Raw genomic sequence first — 19,415 nt, forward strand, 5'->3', positions numbered from 1 at the left:
GCCAAGCAGTGGGCTTTTTAGCAAGTAGGGCTACGGGAAAATCCAGTTTTTTACGTTAGCTTGGTAAACTTTTCGAGTTATAAAGCAGCATATGCAGAATTCATCTGGTTGTCCATTAAGCTTATTCGCGTAACCGCATGTAGGTTTTTAGGTTATTCTCAGCTAGTTTACTTTTGCACTGCTTGTTGTAGCCTTTTCAATTCCCACTCCCTATGGATTCTTACTCCTATATCGCCAATGCTGATGTGGCGGCCATCGAAACGCTATACGAAGCGTATCAGCAGAACCCCGAATCGGTCGATTTTGGCTGGCGTAAGTTTTTTGAAGGCTACGATTTCTCACAGCAGTTCCCCGAGGGTGCGCCGGTAGTACCTGGCCAAGCACCTGCCACCAATGGCAGCGCGGCTCCGGCCGGCAAAACCAGCGCTGCTCCAGCGCCCGGCCCCGTACCCCAGCCCGATGGCTACGGTGTGCTCCAAACGGAGGCCTCGACTAATGATGCCGGCCCCATTGCCAAAGGTGCACCCGCTAGCGACAAGGAAACGGCCGTGCGCAACCTCATCCACGCTTACCGCAGCCGTGGCCACTTGCGTGCCAAAACCAACCCCGTGCGCGAGCGCAAAGACCGCAAGGAGCGCCTGAACCTCGCTGATTTTGGCTTGAGCGACAGCGACCTGGACACGAAGTTCCGCCAGGGTGAGTCGCTGGGCCTAGGGCAGAGCGCCACGCTCCGCGAAATTGTAGCGGCGCTTACCAGTATTTACGCCGGCACGGTAGGCTTCGAGTTCACTTATATCCGCGACCCCCAGATTCTGGATTGGTTCCAGCAGAAAGCCGAGCATGGTGCGCTGGCCTTCAACCCCGATGTAGAGTACAAAAAGCGCATTCTTAAGAAGCTGAACGAGGCAGTCGTTTTCGAAAACTTCTTGCACACTAAGTTTCTAGGTCAGAAGCGCTTCTCGCTGGAGGGTGGCGAAACGGCTATCCCGGCCCTCGATGCCATCATCAACCGTGCGGCCGAACTGGGCGTGAAGGAAGTGATGATTGGTATGGCCCACCGCGGCCGCCTCAACGTGCTGGCTAACATCATGGGTAAGACCTATGAGCAGATTTTCAGCGAGTTTGAGGGTACTGCCACGCCCGACCTCACGATGGGCGACGGCGACGTGAAGTACCACATGGGCTACTCGTCGGAAGTAGACACCACGAGCGGCAACAAAGTCAACCTAAAGCTGGCCCCTAACCCCTCGCACCTAGAGGCGGTGAACCCGGTAGTAGAAGGCTTCGTGCGGGCTAAAATCGAGCACCAATACGACGGCGATTACCACCAAATTCTGCCCATCCTCATCCACGGCGATGCGGCGTTGGCTGGCCAGGGCATCGGCTATGAGGTAACGCAGATGTCGCAGCTCGAAGGCTACAAGACGGGCGGCACGATTCACTTCGTGATTAACAACCAAGTAGGTTTTACCACTGATTTTGAAGACGCTCGTTCGTCTATCTACAGCACCGACCTAGCTAAGATTATCGATGCGCCGGTAATTCACGTGAATGGCGACGACCCCGAAGCAGTGGTGTTTGCCGTGCGCCTAGCTACTGAGTATCGTCAGCAGTTCCACGCCGATATCTTCATTGATATGGTGTGCTACCGCCGCCACGGCCATAACGAGTCAGACGAGCCCAAGTTCACGCAGCCTACCCTCTACAACGTTATCTCGAAGCATCCCAACCCGCGTGAGGTGTACAACAACACGCTGGTGAAGCGTGGCGACGTGGATGCCGAGCTGGCCAACCAGATGGACAAGGAGTTCCGCGACATGCTGCAAGCCCGCCTCGACCAAGTGAAGCAGCAGCCGCTTCCTTATAAGTACCAGGCCCTCGAAAATGAATGGCGCACCCTGCGCCGCAGCACCAATGAAGACTTCGACCAGTCGCCGGAAACCGGCATCAGCGAGGAAATCGTGGAGCGCGTAGCTAAGGCGCTGACGACCATTCCCGAGAACTTCCGGCCCATCAAGCAGATTGATAACCTGCTGAAAGAGCGCCGCAAAATGTTCTACGAAACCCGCACTCTCAACTGGGCCGCTGGCGAGCTGCTAGCTTACGGCTCGCTGATGAGCGAGAACCACACGGTGCGTGTGAGCGGCCAGGATGTGCAGCGCGGCACATTCTCACACCGCCATGCGGTGCTGCACGATGCCGAAACGTCGGCCCCGTACAACTCACTGAATCACCTAGAAGGCGAGCACCAGCAGTTGAACATCTACAACTCGCTGCTGAGCGAGTATGCCGTCCTGGGTTTTGAATTTGGCTACGCGATGGCTAACCCCACGGCGCTGGTAATCTGGGAAGCACAGTTTGGCGACTTTGCCAACGGTGCGCAAACCATGATTGACCAATTCGTGGTGAGTTCCGAAAGCAAGTGGCAGCGCATGACGGGCCTCGTAATGCAGTTGCCCCACGGCTACGAAGGCCAGGGCCCAGAGCACTCCAATGCTCGCCCCGAGCGCTTCTTGCAGCTCGCTGCTGAGAATAACATCATCGTGGCTAACATCACGACGCCGGCTAACTTCTTCCACTCGTTGCGCCGCCAGCTCACCTGGAGCTTCCGCAAGCCGCTGGTGATGATGTCGCCCAAGTCGATGCTACGCAACCCGCTGTGCGTGTCGCCGATTGAGGATTTCACGAGCGGCCGCTTCCAAGAGGTCCTAGGTGATGGTTTTGCCGACGCTGGCCAGGTAGAGAAAGTGCTGCTGTGCTCGGGTAAGGTGTACTACGACCTGCTTGACGAGCAGCAGAAGTCAGACCGTAAGGATGTAGCCATCGTGCGCCTCGAGCAGTTGCACCCCTTCCCGAAAAAGCAACTCGACGTGGAGTTGGCCAAGTACCCCAACGCCAAAATCTACTGGGTACAGGAAGAGCCCGAAAACATGGGCTACTGGAACTACCTGCTCCGCTTTATGCGCCGCGAGCTCGAAGATGTGGTGGCTCGCAAGCCCTCGGCTTCGCCCGCTACCGGCTACAACAAGGTGCATGTAAAAGAGCAAAAGGAAATCGTGGCCCGCGCCTTCGGCGAGCGCCGCGAAGAAGTTGCCAGCGAACAAATCGAGGAGACTGCCGAAATCGCTAAGAAGCAAGAGTAGTTAGTCTATGTAAGTTGCTAGCGCTGTGAGAATACTCGCAGCCTATCTTCCCTTTTAATTTTTAGCGGTCGGCCACCTTTCGCGTAGTGCCGTTTCCCTGCCAATACAATTCTTCGTCATTCTCAGATGCCCACCGAAATCAAAATTCCCGCCGTTGGCGAATCCATCACCGAAGTAACTATTGCCAAGTGGCTGAAAGCTGATGGCGACGCCGTAAAGCGCGACGAAGTAATCGCCGAGCTCGAATCGGACAAAGCCACGTTTGAGTTGCCCGCCGAAGCTGACGGCACGTTGAAAATCCGCGTGGCTGAAGGCGAAACGATTGGTATTGGGACAGTCATTGCGGAGCTCGATGGTGCTGGCGCCGGCGCCCCGGCTGGCAACGGCCAAGCTGCCGCGCCCGCTGTCGGCGGCGATGCCCTTGCCCAAGGTGAGCAGAACCCCCAGGCCAGCGACCAAGCCGGCTATGGCGGCCAGCCCGCCGACCGCCCCGCGGCCGACCCTTCTACTCCGGGTGCACCCACTACTGCCCCGGCAGCTGGCAGCAGCTCGGTTGAAATGAAGATTCCCGCCGTGGGTGAGTCCATCACCGAAGTAACGGTGGCCAAGTGGCTGAAGCCCGACGGTGCGCAAGTAAGCCGTGATGAAGTAATCGCTGAGCTTGAATCGGATAAGGCCACGTTTGAGCTGCCCGCCGAGGGCAGCGGCACGTTGCGCCACGCCGTGAAGGAAGGCGATACCATCAGCATCGGCGCTACTATTGCGCACATTGAAGGTGGTAATGGAGCGGCTGCGGCTCCGGCCGCCAGTGCGCCTGCTGCGTCGGCCCCGGCAGCTACGGCCCAGGTTGCTACCAGCGGCGCAGCTACCTACGCCACCGGCGTGCCCTCGCCAGCTGCCGGCAAAATCCTAGGTGAGAAAGGCATTAATGCTGCCGATGTAAACGGCACGGGCCGCGATGGCCGCATCACGAAGGAAGACGCACAGAACGCCCAAGCTAAGCCCGCTGCGCCAGCTCCAGCCGCTGCTCCTGCAGCTTCGGCACCTGCTGCTGCCCAGCCCGCCGCCCCAGCTGGCGAGCGCGGCCAGCGCCGCGAGCGCATGAGCAACCTGCGTAAGACAGTAGCCCGCCGCCTAGTGTCGGTGAAAAATGAGACGGCCATGCTCACCACCTTCAACGAGGTGAACATGCAGCCCATCATGGACTTGCGCAACAAGTTCAAAGACAAGTTCAAAGAGAAGAACGGCGTAGGCCTCGGCTTCATGTCGTTTTTCACCAAGGCTGTATGCGTAGCCCTGAAAGAGTGGCCCGCTGTGAACGCCTATATCGACGGCGACAGCATTGTGTACTCGGATTTCTGCGACATTAGCATCGCTGTATCGGCCCCGAAAGGTTTGGTAGTACCAGTTATTCGCAATGCCGAGAAGCTGAGCTTCGATGGTGTGGAGAAGGAAGTGGTGCGCCTCGCTGGCCTGGCCCGCGACAACAAGCTCACCATCGAGCAGATGACGGGTGGTACGTTCACCATCACCAACGGCGGCATCTTTGGCTCGATGATGAGCACGCCCATCATCAACGCTCCGCAGTCGGCTATCCTAGGGATGCACAACATCATTCAGCGCCCCGTAGCCGAAAACGGCCAAGTGGTTATCCGCCCCATGATGTATCTAGCCTTGAGCTACGACCACCGCATCATCGACGGCCGCGAGTCGGTGTCGTTCTTGGTGCGCGTGAAAGAACTGCTTGAGGACCCAACCCGCCTGCTATTAGGCATTTAATAGATTTTATAATACTTTGCAAAGACCCGCTTCTATTTTTAGAAGCGGGTCTTTTTGTGTTTATGTATACTTTGCTCTGATATTCAGCTGTTAATAAGATTTAATGCTTGCATAAGTATCAGGGTCTATTTTGTGTTTTTTATTTAAGCTGCTAATTTTGATATGTCCGCTATATACTTACTATTATTATATGCAACGCTTTACCAAACCCGAGTGCCAGGCGTGTCCTCACCGCCAAAACCCATTGCTGAGTTGCTGCTCGCCCGAAGAACTGGCATCTATTAACAGCAACAAGACAACGCTGCATTATCAAAAGGGACAATACATTTATCATGAAGGCAGCCAAGCTATGGGCTTGTTCTGCATCAACCAAGGAAAGATAAAGCTGGCAAAAGCAGCAGGAGATAATAAAGAGCAGATTGTGCACCTCCTACGTGAGGGTGGAGTTATGGGCTATCGTGCCTTGGTAGCTGGCTCACGGTATACACACTCGGCGGTAGCACTCGAAGATTGTGTGGTGTGCTTCATGCCTCGGCTAGACTTTTTACAACTGGTGCAAGGCAATCAGCAGTTTGCCATGGGGCTCATGCAACTCCTCGCCCAAACACTTGGGCTGGCAGAGGAGCGAATGCTCCACTTAGCTTACAAACCAGTGCGCGAGCGCTTAGCCGGTGCCCTATTATTTGTGCAGCAGACTTTTCATCGGGAAGATGAGGCCTTACCTTTTCGTATTGCCCTAGGGCGCGAGGATTTGGCAGCCCTTGTTGGTACTGCCAAAGAGACCGTTAGCCGGCTGCTTTCCGAGTTTAAAGATGCTGGGATGATTGTTACACGCGGCAGCCAGATTACCATTCTAAAACCTCTGCGCCTGCAGGAGCTAGCTACCATGTACGACTAACGAGTCGACATTTAAGGCCTTGGCTGAATTGGTGCATCCACCGTCCGGAGCCTTTAGATACTTACTGGTTGGCTTTTTTAACCAGTGAATAGGATAAATACTTGTATGGCGGGTTATTGCTTTAATCATACTTCAGCGCAATTCGCGAAATAGAATATTTTAATTATAATCATCATCGAAAATGATATTAATCATTTTTTGGAACCAGTTGTACGACGAGCTTTGCTATAGTTGAAAGCCAAGAGTACTGAAGCATTAGATAGTGATATTGCCTATGTGAGATAGCTAGTTAGTAGATTATAATATTTGTATTATGAGAATATCTATTATTTACAGACCTTATTTAGAACGCATTTCACCTAATTAGACGTATTTATGAAAGGCCGGCGATAAGTTAGTCCGGATGCTATGAATATTCCTTTTCTTCGCAGCTTGCCAGGGCTTGGCCGTCGTCCTTTATCAAAGGTGGTGGCTAGTGCTGAGGCAACTTCCACGGGAGCAGCGGCTGCACTTCAATACTTATTAGCCGAGCTACCAGAACTCCTAATGGCGGCTGTGATAGCAATGGAATCGGGGCAGGTGTTGGCGACCTACGCTACCCAGCCACAGCTATGGCCTAGTACCGCTGCTCCCTTTTGGATGGCGGCAGTGCAGCAGCTACAAGCCAACCAAGCTGCCCAAGGCTCAGAATCAGACTACCTAGAAGAAGTGCTGGTGACGCTGCCAACACAGTTACACTTACTTCATCTGGCATCGAATCGACAATACCTGCTCTGTTTAGCGATTGAGGAAGCGGATACTAATCTGGCTTTAGCTCGTGAAGTAATGCGACAAGCTGCTGATTTGACGATTCATACGACTTTTTAAATAGTATTATTTATTACCCTATCAAAGTACAATTCATCCATTTCCTTTTCACCCTTTACATCCTCCTTACCCATGAAACTGACTGCTACTCCTTTTGATGCTACCACCGGCGAACTGCTGCCCGTATACCGGGATGCCTACCTGCGTGGAGACCTGGCTCGCTCGTCGGCGCAAGCGGTAGAAGATTACCTGCGCCGCGATGCCAGCGAAGCCTATTCGGTAGTGACGCGCTGGCATGACCTGCAGGCCGACGAAAACCAGGCGGCCGCGCCTGGGTGGGTTGGTCGTCAGGTCCAGTTTATGCGCGAGCAGCCCCAGCGTTTTCGCCGTCGGGCCATGAGCTTTGTGCTAATGGGTGCAATGCTAGCTGGGGCCTCCATGGCTGCCAACCTACCTGCCAGCAAGCTGCCCACTGCTGCGCTATCAGCTTCGGCTGCTAGCCTATCGGCAGCCTCCGAGGTGACAAGTGTGCCAGAAGCTGCGCTCACTCGCACGGTAGTGCTGCACGGCCGCATTCTAAACGAAAAAGGCTTGCCGCTGGCTGGGGCCACCGTGCTGCAGAAGGGTACTGCTTATGGCACCAGCACTGATGCCAACGGCAACTATAGCCTGCGCGTGGCGGCGGGCAGCCAGGCTACGCTTCAGTATGGCTATGGCGGCTATACCGAGCAGGAAATGAAGGCTGTTAATGCCACGTCTGCTGTAGTGCTGCAGCCTAAGCAGGGCAAGCGCAAGCACTGGCTATTCTTCTAATAGCGTTAATGGCAGAAGACTGCTTATGTGGCAAACGCTGTAAATAACCTCGCTGACAAAGAGAGTAAAGTCATCACAGTGGAACTGCACGTCTTGGTTGCGCCAGCTATAGCCAACGTTACCTAGGGTACTGCGCTGACTTCGCACGCCAATTCCCTTCCTCATGACCTTGTGGTGGATAACAAGTTCATTCACTGCGTAGTGGATTGGCGTAAAACAAACCCGGCGCTATTGCCCGCGAAATATTGCGGTTGCACGCCGGGCAAATAAACTAGCCAGTAGCAACCCGGATAGTTTGCCGAAAGCCCACCCGATTTCGGGTGGGCTTTTGTGCGCCTAGGAATAGCTTCAAGCCGGCGGCTGCGCTTTTGCGTACTATGCCAAATTCTTTGATGCTTCTCTCGTATGACTTCTTCTCACAAATCGCGCGGTGCTAAGTTTTGGCCCGCGTTGGGCTTTGCCGCGCTGGCGGGCTCACGAGCTACCTCAGGGCCTGCTTTCCTAAGCCAATATCTTTCACAGCAGGCACTAGCGCCAGCGCTGGCAGGCTCGCCGCTCCGCTTTTTGGCCAAGCCGGGCGCTACTACCGCGCTGCGGTTTCTTATTGCCGGCGAGTTTGTGGGCGATAAGTTGCCGAATACGCCCAACCGCATTGTGCCAATGCAGCTTTCGACACGCGCTACCTCGGGCGCGCTAGTAGGAGCTACGGTGTACAAGAGCAAGGGCGGCAGCGCCCTAGGTGGTGCGCTAGTGGGGGCACTTGGCGCAGTGGCAGCTACGTACCTCACGTTTTACCTGCGTCAAGCTATTAGCCAGAAAACCAGCACAAACACGAGCCTTGTCGGGGCAGGCGAAGATGCGCTGGTGCTGGGCCTTGGGGCAGCGCTGGCCAAGAGCCAAAAGCAGTCGTAAGATGAACTGACTGCTCTCGGGCACTAGGTCGCACATTTTGGGCGGGCTACTTGTTAAGAACGCGGGCGTAGCGGGCGAGGTATTCGCCCGCTACGCCCGCGTATCTTTGCCGGGCTGGCCGGATGGTTAGCCCTACCCGTTTTTTGCGATTATGAATCAATATGATGTCACCGTCATCGGCTCGGGCCCTGGCGGATATGTAGCCGCCATCCGGTGCGCCCAGCTGGGCCTCAAAACTGCGCTTATCGAGAAGTATCCGACCCTAGGTGGCACTTGCCTCAATGTGGGCTGTATTCCGAGCAAGGCGCTGCTTGACTCTTCGGAGCACTACCACAACGCCCACACGGCGTTTGCCGACCACGGCATCGGGCTCGATAACCTGACGGTGGACATGAACCGCATGATAGACCGCAAGGCTGGCGTGGTGAAGGCTAATGTGGACGGCATCGCCTATCTGATGAAAAAGAACAAAATCGACGTGCTCACCGGCGTCGGCTCGTTCGTTGATAAAAATCACCTCAGCATCGCGCCCACTGAGGGCGGCGAGGCGCAGCAAATAGAGACGAAGAACGTCATTATCGCCACTGGCTCCAAGCCCACGGTGCTGCCGTTCATTAAGCAGGACAAGCAGCGCATCATCACCAGCACCGAGGCCCTGAACATTCGCGAAGTACCCAAGCACATGATAGTGATTGGCGGCGGCGTGATTGGCCTCGAAATGGCTTCTGTGTATGCCCGCTTAGGTGCCAAGGTATCGGTGGTAGAGTTCATGGACAGCATCATCCCAACCATGGACCGCGGCCTAGGTAAGGAATTGCGCCGCGTGCTGGGCAAAATCGGCATCGAGTTTTTCTTCTCGCATAAAGTTACCGGCGCTACCCGCGATGGCGACAACGTGACCGTGACCGCTACCAACGCCAAGGGCGAGGAGGTGAAATTTGAGGGCGATTACTGCCTCGTGGCCGTGGGCCGCGTTCCTTATACCGCTGGCCTCAACCTAGAGGCTGCCGGCGTAGAAATGGAAGAGCGCGGCCGCATCAAGGTCGATGAGCACCTGCAAACCAACGTGCCCGGCATCTACGCCATTGGCGACGTGGTGCGCGGCGCCATGCTGGCCCACAAGGCTGAGGAAGAAGGCGTGTTCGTGGCCGAGACCATCGTGGGTCAGAAGCCGCACATCAACTACTTGCTAATACCTGGCGTGGTGTACACCTGGCCCGAAGTGGCTGGCGTGGGCTACACCGAGGAGCAGCTCAAGGAGCAGGGTAAGGCCTACAAAGTGGGTTCGTTCCCCTTCAAAGCCAGCGGCCGCGCCCGTGCCAGCGGCGACACCGACGGCTTTGTGAAGGTGCTGGCCGACAAAACCACCGACGAAATCCTAGGTGTGCACATGATAGGACCGCGCATCGCCGACCTCATCGCCGAAGCCGTGACGGCCATGGAGTTCCGCGCCTCCGCCGAGGACGTGGCCCGCATGAGCCACTCGCACCCCACCTACGCCGAGGCCATGAAAGAGGCCTGCTTGGCGGCTACCGAGAATCGGGCAATTCACATGTAATACCCCCCACCCTGCGGTAGAAATACAAAAGCGGCTGAAGCTCTAGGAGCTTCAGCCGCTTTTGTTTGGTATAGTTTTTATTAGCTCAGGCCAGCGCCGTATTTGGCCGGTTCAAGTCCAGTACGTCGTTGGTGTCGAAAACCTCGAAGCGGTCGATGAGCGCATCCACGCCTTGCTCCATTTTTAAGTCCATTTCCTCGCGGTAGATGGGGTAGAGGGTATAGAAATGCACCGTTTTATCGGGGTTGATTTCCAGCGTTTGAAACTCTTCGGGTAAGCTGAGGGCGGTGAGCAGCAGCATGCAGCCCAGCGCGGTATTGTCGGCGAAGGGCGTGGCGTCTTCGCCGTTGGGGATGGTGTGGCCGAAACCCAGCCAGGTGCCGTACTCATGGGGCAGGCGAGCCAGCAGTTTCAGCCAGCGGATGGGCCAGTACGTGTTTTCATCTTCGAAAGCCTCGGCCATGTCGGCCGGGTCGGGGGGGATGCGCCAAGTGCTGGGCAGCAAGATGCACAGCTCGGCAAAAGGTGGGGCGTCGTCGGGGCTGGCTTCAGGCGGTACGGTCATGGGCCGGTCGCTCATGCCCGAGGTGATGAGGGCGTAAAAAGGGAAGTCGGCGCTGGGGGCCACCACATGCACGTCGAGGTGTACCTTGTCGGAGATGAGTTCGTGGTACACGCCTTGCACCGGCCCTAGGTGCCGCTCGATGTGGTCGGCAATGGCCGTAATGGTCACGTCGTCGCCACTGGCCAGTTCAAACGGGGCAGGCGCCACGCCATCGTAGCGGTAGATGGGCGCGCCCGAGGGCGTCAGTTCCGGCTCGTCGTCTGGGCCGGAGTGGGAGGGGGAAGTGGGCGAATTAGCCATGCGCGGCTATACGGCGTTAGTTTGCGGCAAGGTTGCTGAGACGAGCTTCCGGCTTTTGGTATAGCTACTAAACAGCCTTTAAGACAGGGGCAAAAACAAGAATTGTCGGTACACTTTGTAATGTTGTGCTGCCTGCTTTAGTACTCAGTCCATGCGTCTACTTCTCCTCTTGGCTAGTTGCGTGCTGCCGCTCGCCGCCCGCGCCCAAACGGCCCCCGCCGATACGGCCACCTTTCTACTGCACAAATTCGCGCAGCGTATCGGCAAGGAAACCTACCGCCTCACGCGCACCCCGCAGGCGTACACTTACGACGTCGCTTTCCGGTTCGTAGACCGGGGCTCGCCAGTGGCGCTCACCGCCCAAATCGCTACTACACCCGCCGGCGAGCCGCTGCGCCTGGCTGTGAAGGGGCAGACCTCGCGCTTCAGCAGCATCAACGATACGGTGAGCCTTGGGGCCGATGGGCAGGCCCGCATCCGCATCAATGAGGCGGTGCATACCGAGCCGCGGCCGGCCTTGAGCTTTCCGGTGGCGGGCTATGCGCCGGGCACTGGGCAGTGGCTGCTGCTGCGCTACTGGCAGCAGCACGGCCGCCCCGCTAGCCTAAATATGCTGCCCAGCGGCACGGTGCGCATCCGCGAAGATGGAATAGATACCCTACAATATCAGAACCAGCCGCTGCTACTGCGACGCTACGTGCTTAAGGGCCTCGTGTGGGGCAACGAGCTGCTCTGGACCGACCAGCAGGGCAACCTCGTGGGTCTCATCACCAATGACGCCGAGGGCGACAAGCTAGAGTTGATGGCCCAGTCCTACGAGGCATTACTGCCAGCGCTTATCAGCCGGGCAGCACGGCGCGGCATGCAGTTGTTTCGGGCCGAGATGGGCGCGGCGGCCACCCGACCAGCTGCCCCGGTTCCGCTTCTGGCCGTGGTGGGCGGCACGGTGGTCGATGTGGTGCGGGGCCGCCGCATCCCCAAGGCCACGGTACTACTGCAGGGCGGTAAGGTGCTGAAGGTGGGGCCGGCCACGGCTGTAGCCATCCCGAAAGGTGCGCGCATAATCCGGGCTGAGGGTAAAACGGTGCTGCCGGGGTTGTGGGACATGCACGCCCATTTTCAGCAGGCCGAATGGGGGCCAGCCTACCTGGCTGCCGGCGTGACCACTGTACGCGACTGCGGCAACGAGTTTGCCTATATCAACGCTGTGCAGCGCGCTATCGACAGTGGGCAGGGGGTAGGGCCGGGCATTCTCAAGGCCGGCCTCATCGATGGCAGCGGGCCGCGCACCCTAGGTATCGAAATAGCCGATACCCCGGCCGAAGCGGTGCGACTAGTGCAGCGCTACAAGGCCAGCGGCTTTGCCCAAATCAAGCTCTACAGCTCGGTGAAGCCCGCAGTAGTACACGCCGTATGTGCCGAAGCGCACCGCCTGGGCCTTACGGTTACGGGCCACATCCCTGACGACATGACCCTGTTACAAGGCGTGGCGGCGGGCATGGACCAGGTCAATCATATCAACTACGTGGTGCGGCTGCTACGCCGCAACCCCGACGGCTCGGTTATTCTTACCGACACCACAGCCGCTCGCGTCTTTGCCTTCCTCAAAGCCCATCGCACGGTTATCGACCCCACAGTGGGAGTGTTTGAGCTGGCGTACCGCTCGACCAAAGACGATATTATGGCCATCGAGCCTGCCTACCTGCGGCTGCCGCAGCCTTTGCAGGCGCTGTTTGTGAACATGGGCCAAGACCCGGCCGATGCGGCTAAGTCGGCCTCTTACGTAGCCAGCTACCCGCTCCTCGTAAAAGCGCTTAACGACCACGGCATCCCGGTGGTGGCAGGCACCGACATGGGCTTTCCTGGCACTAGCCTAGCTCGTGAATTGGAACTGTATGTGCAGGGCGGCCTCACGCCCATGCAAGCGCTGCAAACGGCTACCATCGCCGCTGCTCGCGCCCTGAAGCTGGATGCCCGTGCTGGTTCGCTCGACCCCGGCAAGCAGGCCGACCTAGTCCTCATCGACGGCGACCCGCTGGCTCATATTCGAGACATCCGACAGGTGCAACTAGTGGTGAAAGCCGGACAAGTATACGAGCCCGCTCAACTTCGTCGGCTGGCCGACTACTCCGAGTTGGTCGGGCCTAGGTAGGGGGGAGCCACACGCAAAAGCCCTACGCTACTGAGTAGCGCAGGGCTTTTGTTAAAATGATGGGCGCATAAAGTAGCCCTATATATGCTTGTGCAGCAGTCGCCTAGCTAGCCAGCTTTACGCGCACAGCCGTTGGACCCTTCATGCCGGGCTCTACTTCGAAGGTCACTTTGTTGCCTTCTTTCAGCGTGAGGCCACCTAGGGCGTTGGCGTGCACGAAAATGCTTTCCTGCGAAGCTTGGTCTTTGATGAAGCCGTAGCCTTTCGAGTCATTGAAGAATGACACGGTGCCAGTGCGCAGCGTGTCTTCGGGCTCGCGGTCTTCTTGCTTGGGCACGCCAATTTGAATGCTTTCGACAGAGATTTCCTTACGCTTGCGCGTGGGGTCGGGCGGCGTGTTCGTGATGTTGCCGTCCTCATCTACATAAGCAAGCATATCCTCTAGGCTCTGGCCCGAGGTAGCATTGGCTTGGCGCTCTTTGCGCTTCTCTTCTTTGTCGTTCTTCTTCTTTAGGCGCTTCTTCTCGTTTTCCTTTTTGCTAAAGGTTTCCTGTGCTCTTGCCATAGATGCTTGGTAGCGGTATCGTTGGGTTAGTGTCTTATACTGAAAAGGATAAAACAGCCAATTAGATTCCGCCGAAGGTACGAAAAATAACTTAGTTATCTGCTTTTTTACAGAAGTGCTACGTCCGCGACAGCTAGCTCTTGCACTTGGCCGGGCGCCAGGTCGCCTAGGTGCCACGGTCCGATGCGTACGCGCACCAGCCGCAGGGTGGGTAGGCCCACGGCAGCGGTCATCTTCCTCACCTGGCGAAACTTGCCTTCCGTGAGCGTGAGCGACAGCCAGCTAGTAGGGCCATGCCGGTCGTCGCGCACGGGCCGCGCCCGCGGGGCGAGGTCCGGCGCCTGCGCCAGCCCGCGGGCTAGGCATGGCCCTGTGCGGTAGGCCTTGCCCTGAATGCTGATGGCGACGCCCTGCCGCAGCTGGGCCAGGGCGTCGTCGGTGACGAGGCCATCGACCTGGGCATAGTACTCTTTTTCTATGTGGTGGCTGCGCACCGCCTCGCTCAGCCTGCCATCGGTGGTGAGTAGCAGCAGGCCCTCGCTGTCTTCGTCGAGCCGGCCCACAGCCATGGTGCCGGGCGGAAAATCGTAGAGCTCACCTAGGAAGCGTTTGAGGCGGGCCTCGCGTGGGAAGGCACTAATGAACTGACTGAGGTAGCCAGCGGGTTTGTGCAATAAAAAGTGGCGGTGCAGCTCAGTGGGCTCCGTCAAGGAAGGGTCGATGGTCAAGGTAATCTAGTAAAAAGCATCTTCAAACAGCTCTATCCGAAAGCCTTGGCTGAGATGAGTGAGAGCTAGAATGTCGAAGCGAATGTCGCCGGTCCAATTTAGCTCTTCCTGCAAGTGCGTAGCAGCCAATCGGAAAAGCTCTTTCTTGCGGGGCGAGACGAAGGTTTCGGGCGGGCCGTACTGGCTGCCCGACCGGGTTTTGACTTCTACAAACACGAGCAGCTCCTGGCCGCGCTGGGCAACTAAGTCTACCTCGGCTCGGCCGTGGCGGTAGCTGCGCAGCAGCACCGCATAGCCGGCTTGCTGGTAAAATGCAGCGGCTGCCTCCTCGCCAGCCCGGCCTAGCGCATGGGCAGATGTAGTCATGAAAAAATAAAGCAAGTGCTGCCGGCAGCTTGCGTGTTGCCACCTGCCCGGCCCCAAGCCAAAGCCTGCGGCGCGAAGTACCTTTGTATAACCGTTCATCGCGCCTCAAACGCGCGCCTTGTCTTCAGAAGCTATGGATTTTTACTCGGCCTGCGCCGCCCCAGTTGCTCTTAGCCCAGGCGAAAATACTCAACCCGAGCTAGTGTCCGGCTCTAGGTGCCTGCAGGTGCAGCGTTTAGGGCTTGTGCCTTACGTGCCTACCTGGGATTTGCAAGAGCAGCTACTGGCCGATACCCTGGCCATTAAGGCTGCTAACCGCGTGGCCGAAGCTGCTGGCCAGCCTCAGCAGCCCACGCCTAACCACGTGCTTTGCTGCCAGCACCCGCCCACCTACACCCTAGGCAAGAGCGGCAAGCCCGAGCACCTGCTGCTCGACGACGCAGCCCTGGCGGCGCACGGTGCCACCTTCCACCGCATCAATCGTGGAGGCGACATTACCTTTCACGGACCTGGCCAGCTAGTAGTGTATCCGCTGCTGGACCTCGAAAACTATCGGCCCGATATTCATTGGTACTTGCGAGCGCTGGAGGAGGCCGTTATTCAAACGCTGAAGCTATACGGACTGCAGCCCGGACGCATTGCGGGGCTTACCGGCGTGTGGCTCGATTGGGAGGAGGGAGCGCCTAATCCGCGCAAAATCTGCGCCATGGGCGTGCGCTGTAGCCGCTGGGTAACCCTGCACGGCTTAGCCCTCAATGTAAATACGGACCTCAGCTACTTTGGCTACATCGTGCCCTGCGGTATTGCCGATAAAGCTGTGACCTCGCTGCAAGCCGAGCTAGGGCATGCCGTGGCTATCGAAGAGGTGCAAGAGCAGTTACTGGAGCACTTGCGCGAGCAGCTAGGTGCTAGCTTTGGCTAAGGCTGCCGAGGTGGTGGCACTTGACAAGGAAGAAATTAAAATTTAAGGCTTTAACTGTTGATGAGCAGAGTGCTATGCAGTTATTGTCGAGTATAAATAAGCCGGCTATAATGTGTCTTGCAAAAGGTAGCCGCTTTTCACTGATTAGGACCGACGTGTATTCTGGTGCGCCGGGCCGTAATGCCTCATGAAACAAGATATTCCCTTCGAGCCTGTAGTAGGCGTTTCTATTGCGATTGTGCCCGATGCTCCTGCTGCAGATACTACGCTCGGCGAAACGGGCGTGGCTACTTGGCAAGTATTCCTGCTCAACAATAATGAGTTTCCGCTCGAAACCGTCATTATTGCATCGGAGGGCTACGGCACGCAGCCCGATGGTCAAGCAGTACGCACCTCTACCCTACGCTATCATTTTCCGGAGATAGCGCCGCACTCGGCCACGCCTGTCGAGCTTATCGACCCCGCCGTGTTTCACCTCACCAATCAATACTGGGTGAGCTACTACCTAGGCGGCCAGGTTTTCGACAAAAAGTTTGTGTTTGTTCCCGACTCTATCGTGCCCGCCAACTTTAGCCGCATCGACCTGCTCGACGGCCAGGCTGGCGTGCTGCACAGCTAGGATAAGGGTGCACGTGCGCTCCTCATGGTGGTAAGTCGTCCGCCGTTCCTGTTTTCGTCTGTTGTCCTTGTCGCTTCCGCGCTATGAACCACACTCTTAGTATATATCTGGCCCTGGCCGCGTTGTGGGCGCTGCTCGTTGCCATGTTTGCGGTGCCTTCCATCATATTCATTGCGCACCTCAAAAACCTACTTGACACGCCCAACGGCCGTACCGTGCACAAGTCCCTCACGCCGCGGCTGGGCGGGGTGGCCATCTTCGCGGGGTTCATGTCGGCGCTTACCATCTTTGCGCCACTCGGCAATGGAGTGCAGCAACTGTTAGCGGGCTGCATCATCCTTTTCTTCGTGGGTCTCAAAGACGATATGGTGACCATTTCGGTGATGAAGAAATTTATCGGTCAACTGCTGGCCACCGGGGTGGTTATGATAATGGCCGATGTGCGCATCACCAGCTTTCAGGGCATCCTAGGTATCGAAACATTGCCAGTAGGCTTTAGCTATGGCTTCACGTTTGTGGTTATCGTGGGCGTCACCAATGCCATCAATCTCATTGACGGCCTAGATGGCCTGGCGGGTACCATGGTTCTGATAATCAGTAGTACGTTTGGGTACTACTTCTATCGCTACGGTGGGGCCACGTACAGCAACTATGCGTTTGTAGCGGTGTGTCTTATTGGCGGTATGCTAGGCTTTTTGCGCTACAACTTCCACAAGGCCACCATCTTCATGGGCGATACCGGCTCGTTGGTGTGTGGGTTCATTGTCTCCATACTAGCCATTCAGTTTATCGAGATGGGCAATGGTACGGGGCAGCCCTTCGGCAACGTGGCCCCGGCCGTGACCCTAGGTATCCTATTTGTGCCTCTCTTCGATACGCTGCGGGTGTTTACCCTGCGCGCGCTGGCTGGTAAGTCGCCCTTCGCCCCCGACAAAAACCACGTGCACCACCGCATCATGGCCCTGGGCTTCTCCCAAATTAGCACGGTGCTTCTGCTCGGCCTGCTTAATGCGGTAGTTATCCTATTCGTAATCAGCTTTACGCACCTAGGTAACATCGCCTTGATTGGGGCGCTGGTAGTATTTGGAATACTGCTCAGCGTGTTTCTAGGCGTTTACCAAAGCCGGGTTGCTAAGCGGCAGGTAGCTTCTTCGTAGCGTGCGCACAGTAGCAAAAGCTTGGTTTAGGGTGCTTAGGAGGTGGTCACTCCTGCTGGCAATTTGCCTAGGGGTGTCCTTAGCCGGCCGGGCGGCCGAATACCGGCCGTTGCCCCCGGCGCCCGCCCCCGGCATCTCCGCCGATAACTGGCTGCTGCACGACGCCCTGCACAACCGGCTCATTCTCTACTTGCCGGGCTACCACGCGCCCGCTCATGCTTATTACCAGTGGGTGCGCCTGCGAGTGGGGCAGCCATTAGTGCTTTCTTTCGTAGCACAGCCCGGGCTAAGCATATTCGTTGACAACCGGCTCATTTTTACGGCTGGTAAGGCCAGTGCCTATACCGTAGACCTAGGGCGTAGTGTTCCGCGCCAAGCGGCCGCTGCGCACCTGCTGGCAGTGTGGCAGCCCGATGGCTACCCGGCCCTAGGGTCGTTCACGGCCGCGCCGGCCCCAGAAGCGGCTGCCAAGGGGGCCACAGCTGCTACTAGCGCCCACGTAGGGGCGCTTAATCCCGCCCGTCCGCAGCAGGCCGCTCTGCAAAGCCAGCCATTGCTGCTAGGGCTTTTGGTAGTGGGGCTGCTTTATGGCATTGTGCGGAGCGCCTACCCAGCCGGCCTAGCGCGGGTGTTGCAAATAACCGATTTTTTGGGAGCATCTGCCGACACGCCAAGTTTTTTGGTCCGGCCCGCCTTCACGCTACTTAACCTAGTGCTGACGCTCCTATTTGCGTTATCGCTGTCGCTCTTATTAACTGCGCTGCACACAGATTTCAGCAGCCTGCCGCTGGTCAACCAATTGCTTAAAGTGCCCGAGTCGGCCACTGTGGCGCGCGTAGGATTGTACGCCGGGCTCATCATCGCATTTATAGCAGGTAAGTTCTTGATAGTAGAGGCATTAAGCTACATTTTCGACCTAAGGTCTCTGGCTACCATTCACTACCGCGAGTTTCTGCGCACCACGCTGCTGCTGGGGCTGCTTATTCCTGTGGTGCTGCTGCTACTGTTGAGCTTGAACGCATACTGGCCTTTGGTTGTTAAAATAGCCAATGGCTTTGTCCTAGTTTTGCTCACGCTGACGGTATTGCGGGTAGCCCGCACGCTGCATCAGCGCACGTCGCTGCTTAATCTTCATTTGTTCGCGTACCTTTGTGCTACCGAAATACTGCCCCTTGCAGTACTACTAAAGCTCATCGTGTTTACATACCTTGGCTAAAGTAGGTTGTTGCTGTAGCCCCAGCGTTTAGTCTATTGCTTTAGCGTTACCCTTACTTATTCTTATGGCCGAGAGCGCAGCACAGCCGGGACTGAACCGGCACGCCAAGCCCATCCGCAGCATTCTGGTTACCCAGCCGAAGCCCGCCACTGATGTTTCGCCTTACTCGCCGTTGGCCGAGAAATATGGAATCCGGGTGGACTTTCGTGAATTCATTGATGTACAGGCTGTGCCGTACAAGGAGTTCCGGAAAGAGAAGATTAACATCTTGGAGTACTCAGCGGTAATCTTTACCAGCCGCAACGCTGTCGACCACTTCTTCCGCATTTGCCAAGAGGCTAAGCTGGAGATGCCGGCCGAAATGAAGTACTTCTGCATCTCGGACCAAACCGCCAATTACTTGCAGAAATATATTGTGCTGCGTAAGCGCAAACTTTTTGTGGGGCAACGTACTGCGGCTGACCTTTTCGACGTTATTAAAAAGCACAAGGGCGAGAAGTTTTTGTATCCTTGCTCCGACATTCGGAAAGATGATTTGCCCGAGTTTATGCGGGCCAATAATCTCAAGTTTACAGAGGCAGTTATTTACCGCACAGTAGCTAGCGACCTTTCCGACTTGTCTGATGTAAAATATGACTGCTTAGCGTTCTTTAGCCCTTCCGGCATTAGCTCGCTATTCGTCAACTTCCCCGATTTTGTGCAGGAAGGCACTCGCATTGCGGCCTTTGGTCCTACTACGGCCAAGGCCGTCCGTGATGCAGGTCTCATCCTTGACATTGAAGCCCCTATGCCCAATGCCCCGTCCATGACGGGTGCCATCGAAGCATACATCCGCCAGCACGCCTTGGCGCCCGGCGCCAGCGCTGACAAGGCAAAGGGAAACGGCTGATAGCATAGCGGCAACATAGAGAGGAC

General features: G+C 56.8%; 17 protein-coding genes. 13 read left to right on the forward strand and 4 right to left on the reverse strand.

Translation table 11 applies throughout. The features are described 5' to 3' along the window. Positions 1–212: 212 nt before the first annotated feature. The 7 genes from JAO77_RS12110 to lpdA all read left to right on the forward strand — a co-directional run bounded on the left by JAO77_RS12110 (position 213) and on the right by lpdA (position 9,910). Positions 213–3,143: a 2-oxoglutarate dehydrogenase E1 component gene (locus tag JAO77_RS12110; protein ID WP_198990639.1), complete on the forward strand. Its 2,931-nt coding sequence runs from the start codon at positions 213–215 to the stop codon at positions 3,141–3,143. 126 nt (positions 3,144–3,269) lie between these two features. Next, complete coding sequence (odhB, locus tag JAO77_RS12115; RefSeq protein ID WP_198990640.1) at positions 3,270–4,922, forward strand: 2-oxoglutarate dehydrogenase complex dihydrolipoyllysine-residue succinyltransferase; 1,653 nt, start codon at positions 3,270–3,272, stop codon at positions 4,920–4,922. A gap of 190 nt (positions 4,923–5,112) precedes the next feature. Further along, positions 5,113–5,820, forward strand: a complete 708-nt coding sequence (locus tag JAO77_RS12120; protein WP_198990641.1) for a Crp/Fnr family transcriptional regulator — start codon at positions 5,113–5,115, stop codon at positions 5,818–5,820. Positions 5,821–6,228: 408 nt separating this feature from the next. Continuing rightward, positions 6,229–6,687, forward strand: coding sequence for a hypothetical protein (locus JAO77_RS12125; RefSeq protein WP_198990642.1), 459 nt, complete (start codon positions 6,229–6,231; stop codon positions 6,685–6,687). Between the two features lie 72 nt (positions 6,688–6,759). Then, positions 6,760–7,440, forward strand: coding sequence for a carboxypeptidase-like regulatory domain-containing protein (locus JAO77_RS12130; protein ID WP_198990643.1), 681 nt, complete (start codon positions 6,760–6,762; stop codon positions 7,438–7,440). 405 nt (positions 7,441–7,845) lie between these two features. Continuing rightward, on the forward strand, positions 7,846–8,352 hold the full coding sequence (locus JAO77_RS12135; protein ID WP_198990644.1) for a DUF4126 family protein: 507 nt from the start codon (positions 7,846–7,848) through the stop codon (positions 8,350–8,352). A gap of 151 nt (positions 8,353–8,503) precedes the next feature. Continuing rightward, positions 8,504–9,910: a dihydrolipoyl dehydrogenase gene (lpdA, locus tag JAO77_RS12140; RefSeq protein ID WP_198990645.1), complete on the forward strand. Its 1,407-nt coding sequence runs from the start codon at positions 8,504–8,506 to the stop codon at positions 9,908–9,910. Positions 9,911–9,995: 85 nt separating this feature from the next. Here lpdA and JAO77_RS12145 read toward each other — a convergent pair whose 3' ends face one another. Continuing rightward, positions 9,996–10,775, reverse strand: coding sequence for a suppressor of fused domain protein (locus JAO77_RS12145; RefSeq protein WP_198990646.1), 780 nt, complete (start codon positions 10,773–10,775; stop codon positions 9,996–9,998). A 151-nt stretch (positions 10,776–10,926) separates the two neighbouring features. On the opposite strand from JAO77_RS12145, the gene JAO77_RS12150 reads away from it, so the two are divergent. Further along, positions 10,927–12,927 (forward strand): amidohydrolase family protein, encoded by a 2,001-nt coding sequence (locus JAO77_RS12150; RefSeq protein WP_198990647.1) that lies wholly within the window; start codon positions 10,927–10,929, stop codon positions 12,925–12,927. 103 nt (positions 12,928–13,030) lie between these two features. On the opposite strand, the gene JAO77_RS24135 is transcribed toward JAO77_RS12150, so the two are convergent. The 3 genes from JAO77_RS24135 to JAO77_RS12165 form a co-directional block, all read right to left on the reverse strand. Then, positions 13,031–13,492, reverse strand: a complete 462-nt coding sequence (locus JAO77_RS24135) for a cold-shock protein (RefSeq protein WP_235998394.1) — start codon at positions 13,490–13,492, stop codon at positions 13,031–13,033. A 107-nt stretch (positions 13,493–13,599) separates the two neighbouring features. Continuing rightward, entirely contained in the window at positions 13,600–14,220 is a 621-nt protein-coding gene (locus JAO77_RS12160; protein WP_235998395.1) for a pseudouridine synthase, read from the reverse strand. Positions 14,221–14,226: 6 nt separating this feature from the next. Beyond that, entirely contained in the window at positions 14,227–14,586 is a 360-nt protein-coding gene (locus JAO77_RS12165) for a YraN family protein (protein ID WP_198990648.1), read from the reverse strand. Positions 14,587–14,788: 202 nt separating this feature from the next. Here JAO77_RS12165 and lipB point away from each other — a divergent pair, with 202 nt between their 5' ends. From lipB to JAO77_RS12190, 5 genes are all read left to right on the forward strand, one after another. After that, positions 14,789–15,508: a lipoyl(octanoyl) transferase LipB gene (gene lipB / locus JAO77_RS12170; protein ID WP_370550216.1), complete on the forward strand. Its 720-nt coding sequence runs from the start codon at positions 14,789–14,791 to the stop codon at positions 15,506–15,508. Between the two features lie 187 nt (positions 15,509–15,695). Further along, positions 15,696–16,127: a hypothetical protein gene (locus JAO77_RS12175; RefSeq protein ID WP_198990650.1), complete on the forward strand. Its 432-nt coding sequence runs from the start codon at positions 15,696–15,698 to the stop codon at positions 16,125–16,127. An 83-nt stretch (positions 16,128–16,210) separates the two neighbouring features. Continuing rightward, positions 16,211–17,284, forward strand: a complete 1,074-nt coding sequence (locus JAO77_RS12180) for an MraY family glycosyltransferase (protein ID WP_235998396.1) — start codon at positions 16,211–16,213, stop codon at positions 17,282–17,284. Positions 17,285–17,357: 73 nt separating this feature from the next. Next, a complete protein-coding gene (locus JAO77_RS24550) occupies positions 17,358–18,500 on the forward strand; it encodes a DUF4271 domain-containing protein (protein WP_198990651.1) in 1,143 nt (380 codons plus the stop codon). A 64-nt stretch (positions 18,501–18,564) separates the two neighbouring features. Continuing rightward, positions 18,565–19,389: a uroporphyrinogen-III synthase gene (locus tag JAO77_RS12190; protein WP_198990652.1), complete on the forward strand. Its 825-nt coding sequence runs from the start codon at positions 18,565–18,567 to the stop codon at positions 19,387–19,389. Positions 19,390–19,415 lie beyond the last annotated feature (26 nt).

The organism is Hymenobacter sp. BT559 (genome assembly GCF_016427535.1).
Classification (GTDB): Bacteria; Bacteroidota; Bacteroidia; order Cytophagales; family Hymenobacteraceae; genus Hymenobacter.

Bases quoted from the DNA above. Each gene is read 5' to 3' on its own strand.
- JAO77_RS24135 (WP_235998394.1), bottom strand. From the start codon at position 13,492: ATGGCAAGAGCACAGGAAACCTTTAGCAAAAAGGAAAACGAGAAGAAG.
- JAO77_RS12175 (WP_198990650.1), top strand. From the start codon at position 15,696: ATGAAACAAGATATTCCCTTCGAGCCTGTAGTAGGCGTTTCTATTGCG.
- JAO77_RS12180 (WP_235998396.1), top strand. From the start codon at position 16,211: ATGAACCACACTCTTAGTATATATCTGGCCCTGGCCGCGTTGTGGGCG.
- JAO77_RS12190 (WP_198990652.1), top strand. From the start codon at position 18,565: ATGGCCGAGAGCGCAGCACAGCCGGGACTGAACCGGCACGCCAAGCCC.
- JAO77_RS12130 (WP_198990643.1), top strand. From the start codon at position 6,760: ATGAAACTGACTGCTACTCCTTTTGATGCTACCACCGGCGAACTGCTG.
- JAO77_RS12110 (WP_198990639.1), top strand. From the start codon at position 213: ATGGATTCTTACTCCTATATCGCCAATGCTGATGTGGCGGCCATCGAA.
- JAO77_RS12165 (WP_198990648.1), bottom strand. From the start codon at position 14,586: ATGACTACATCTGCCCATGCGCTAGGCCGGGCTGGCGAGGAGGCAGCC.
- JAO77_RS12150 (WP_198990647.1), top strand. From the start codon at position 10,927: ATGCGTCTACTTCTCCTCTTGGCTAGTTGCGTGCTGCCGCTCGCCGCC.
- odhB (WP_198990640.1), top strand. From the start codon at position 3,270: ATGCCCACCGAAATCAAAATTCCCGCCGTTGGCGAATCCATCACCGAA.
- JAO77_RS12120 (WP_198990641.1), top strand. From the start codon at position 5,113: ATGCAACGCTTTACCAAACCCGAGTGCCAGGCGTGTCCTCACCGCCAA.
- JAO77_RS12145 (WP_198990646.1), bottom strand. From the start codon at position 10,775: ATGGCTAATTCGCCCACTTCCCCCTCCCACTCCGGCCCAGACGACGAG.
- JAO77_RS12125 (WP_198990642.1), top strand. From the start codon at position 6,229: ATGAATATTCCTTTTCTTCGCAGCTTGCCAGGGCTTGGCCGTCGTCCT.
- lpdA (WP_198990645.1), top strand. From the start codon at position 8,504: ATGAATCAATATGATGTCACCGTCATCGGCTCGGGCCCTGGCGGATAT.
- JAO77_RS12135 (WP_198990644.1), top strand. From the start codon at position 7,846: ATGACTTCTTCTCACAAATCGCGCGGTGCTAAGTTTTGGCCCGCGTTG.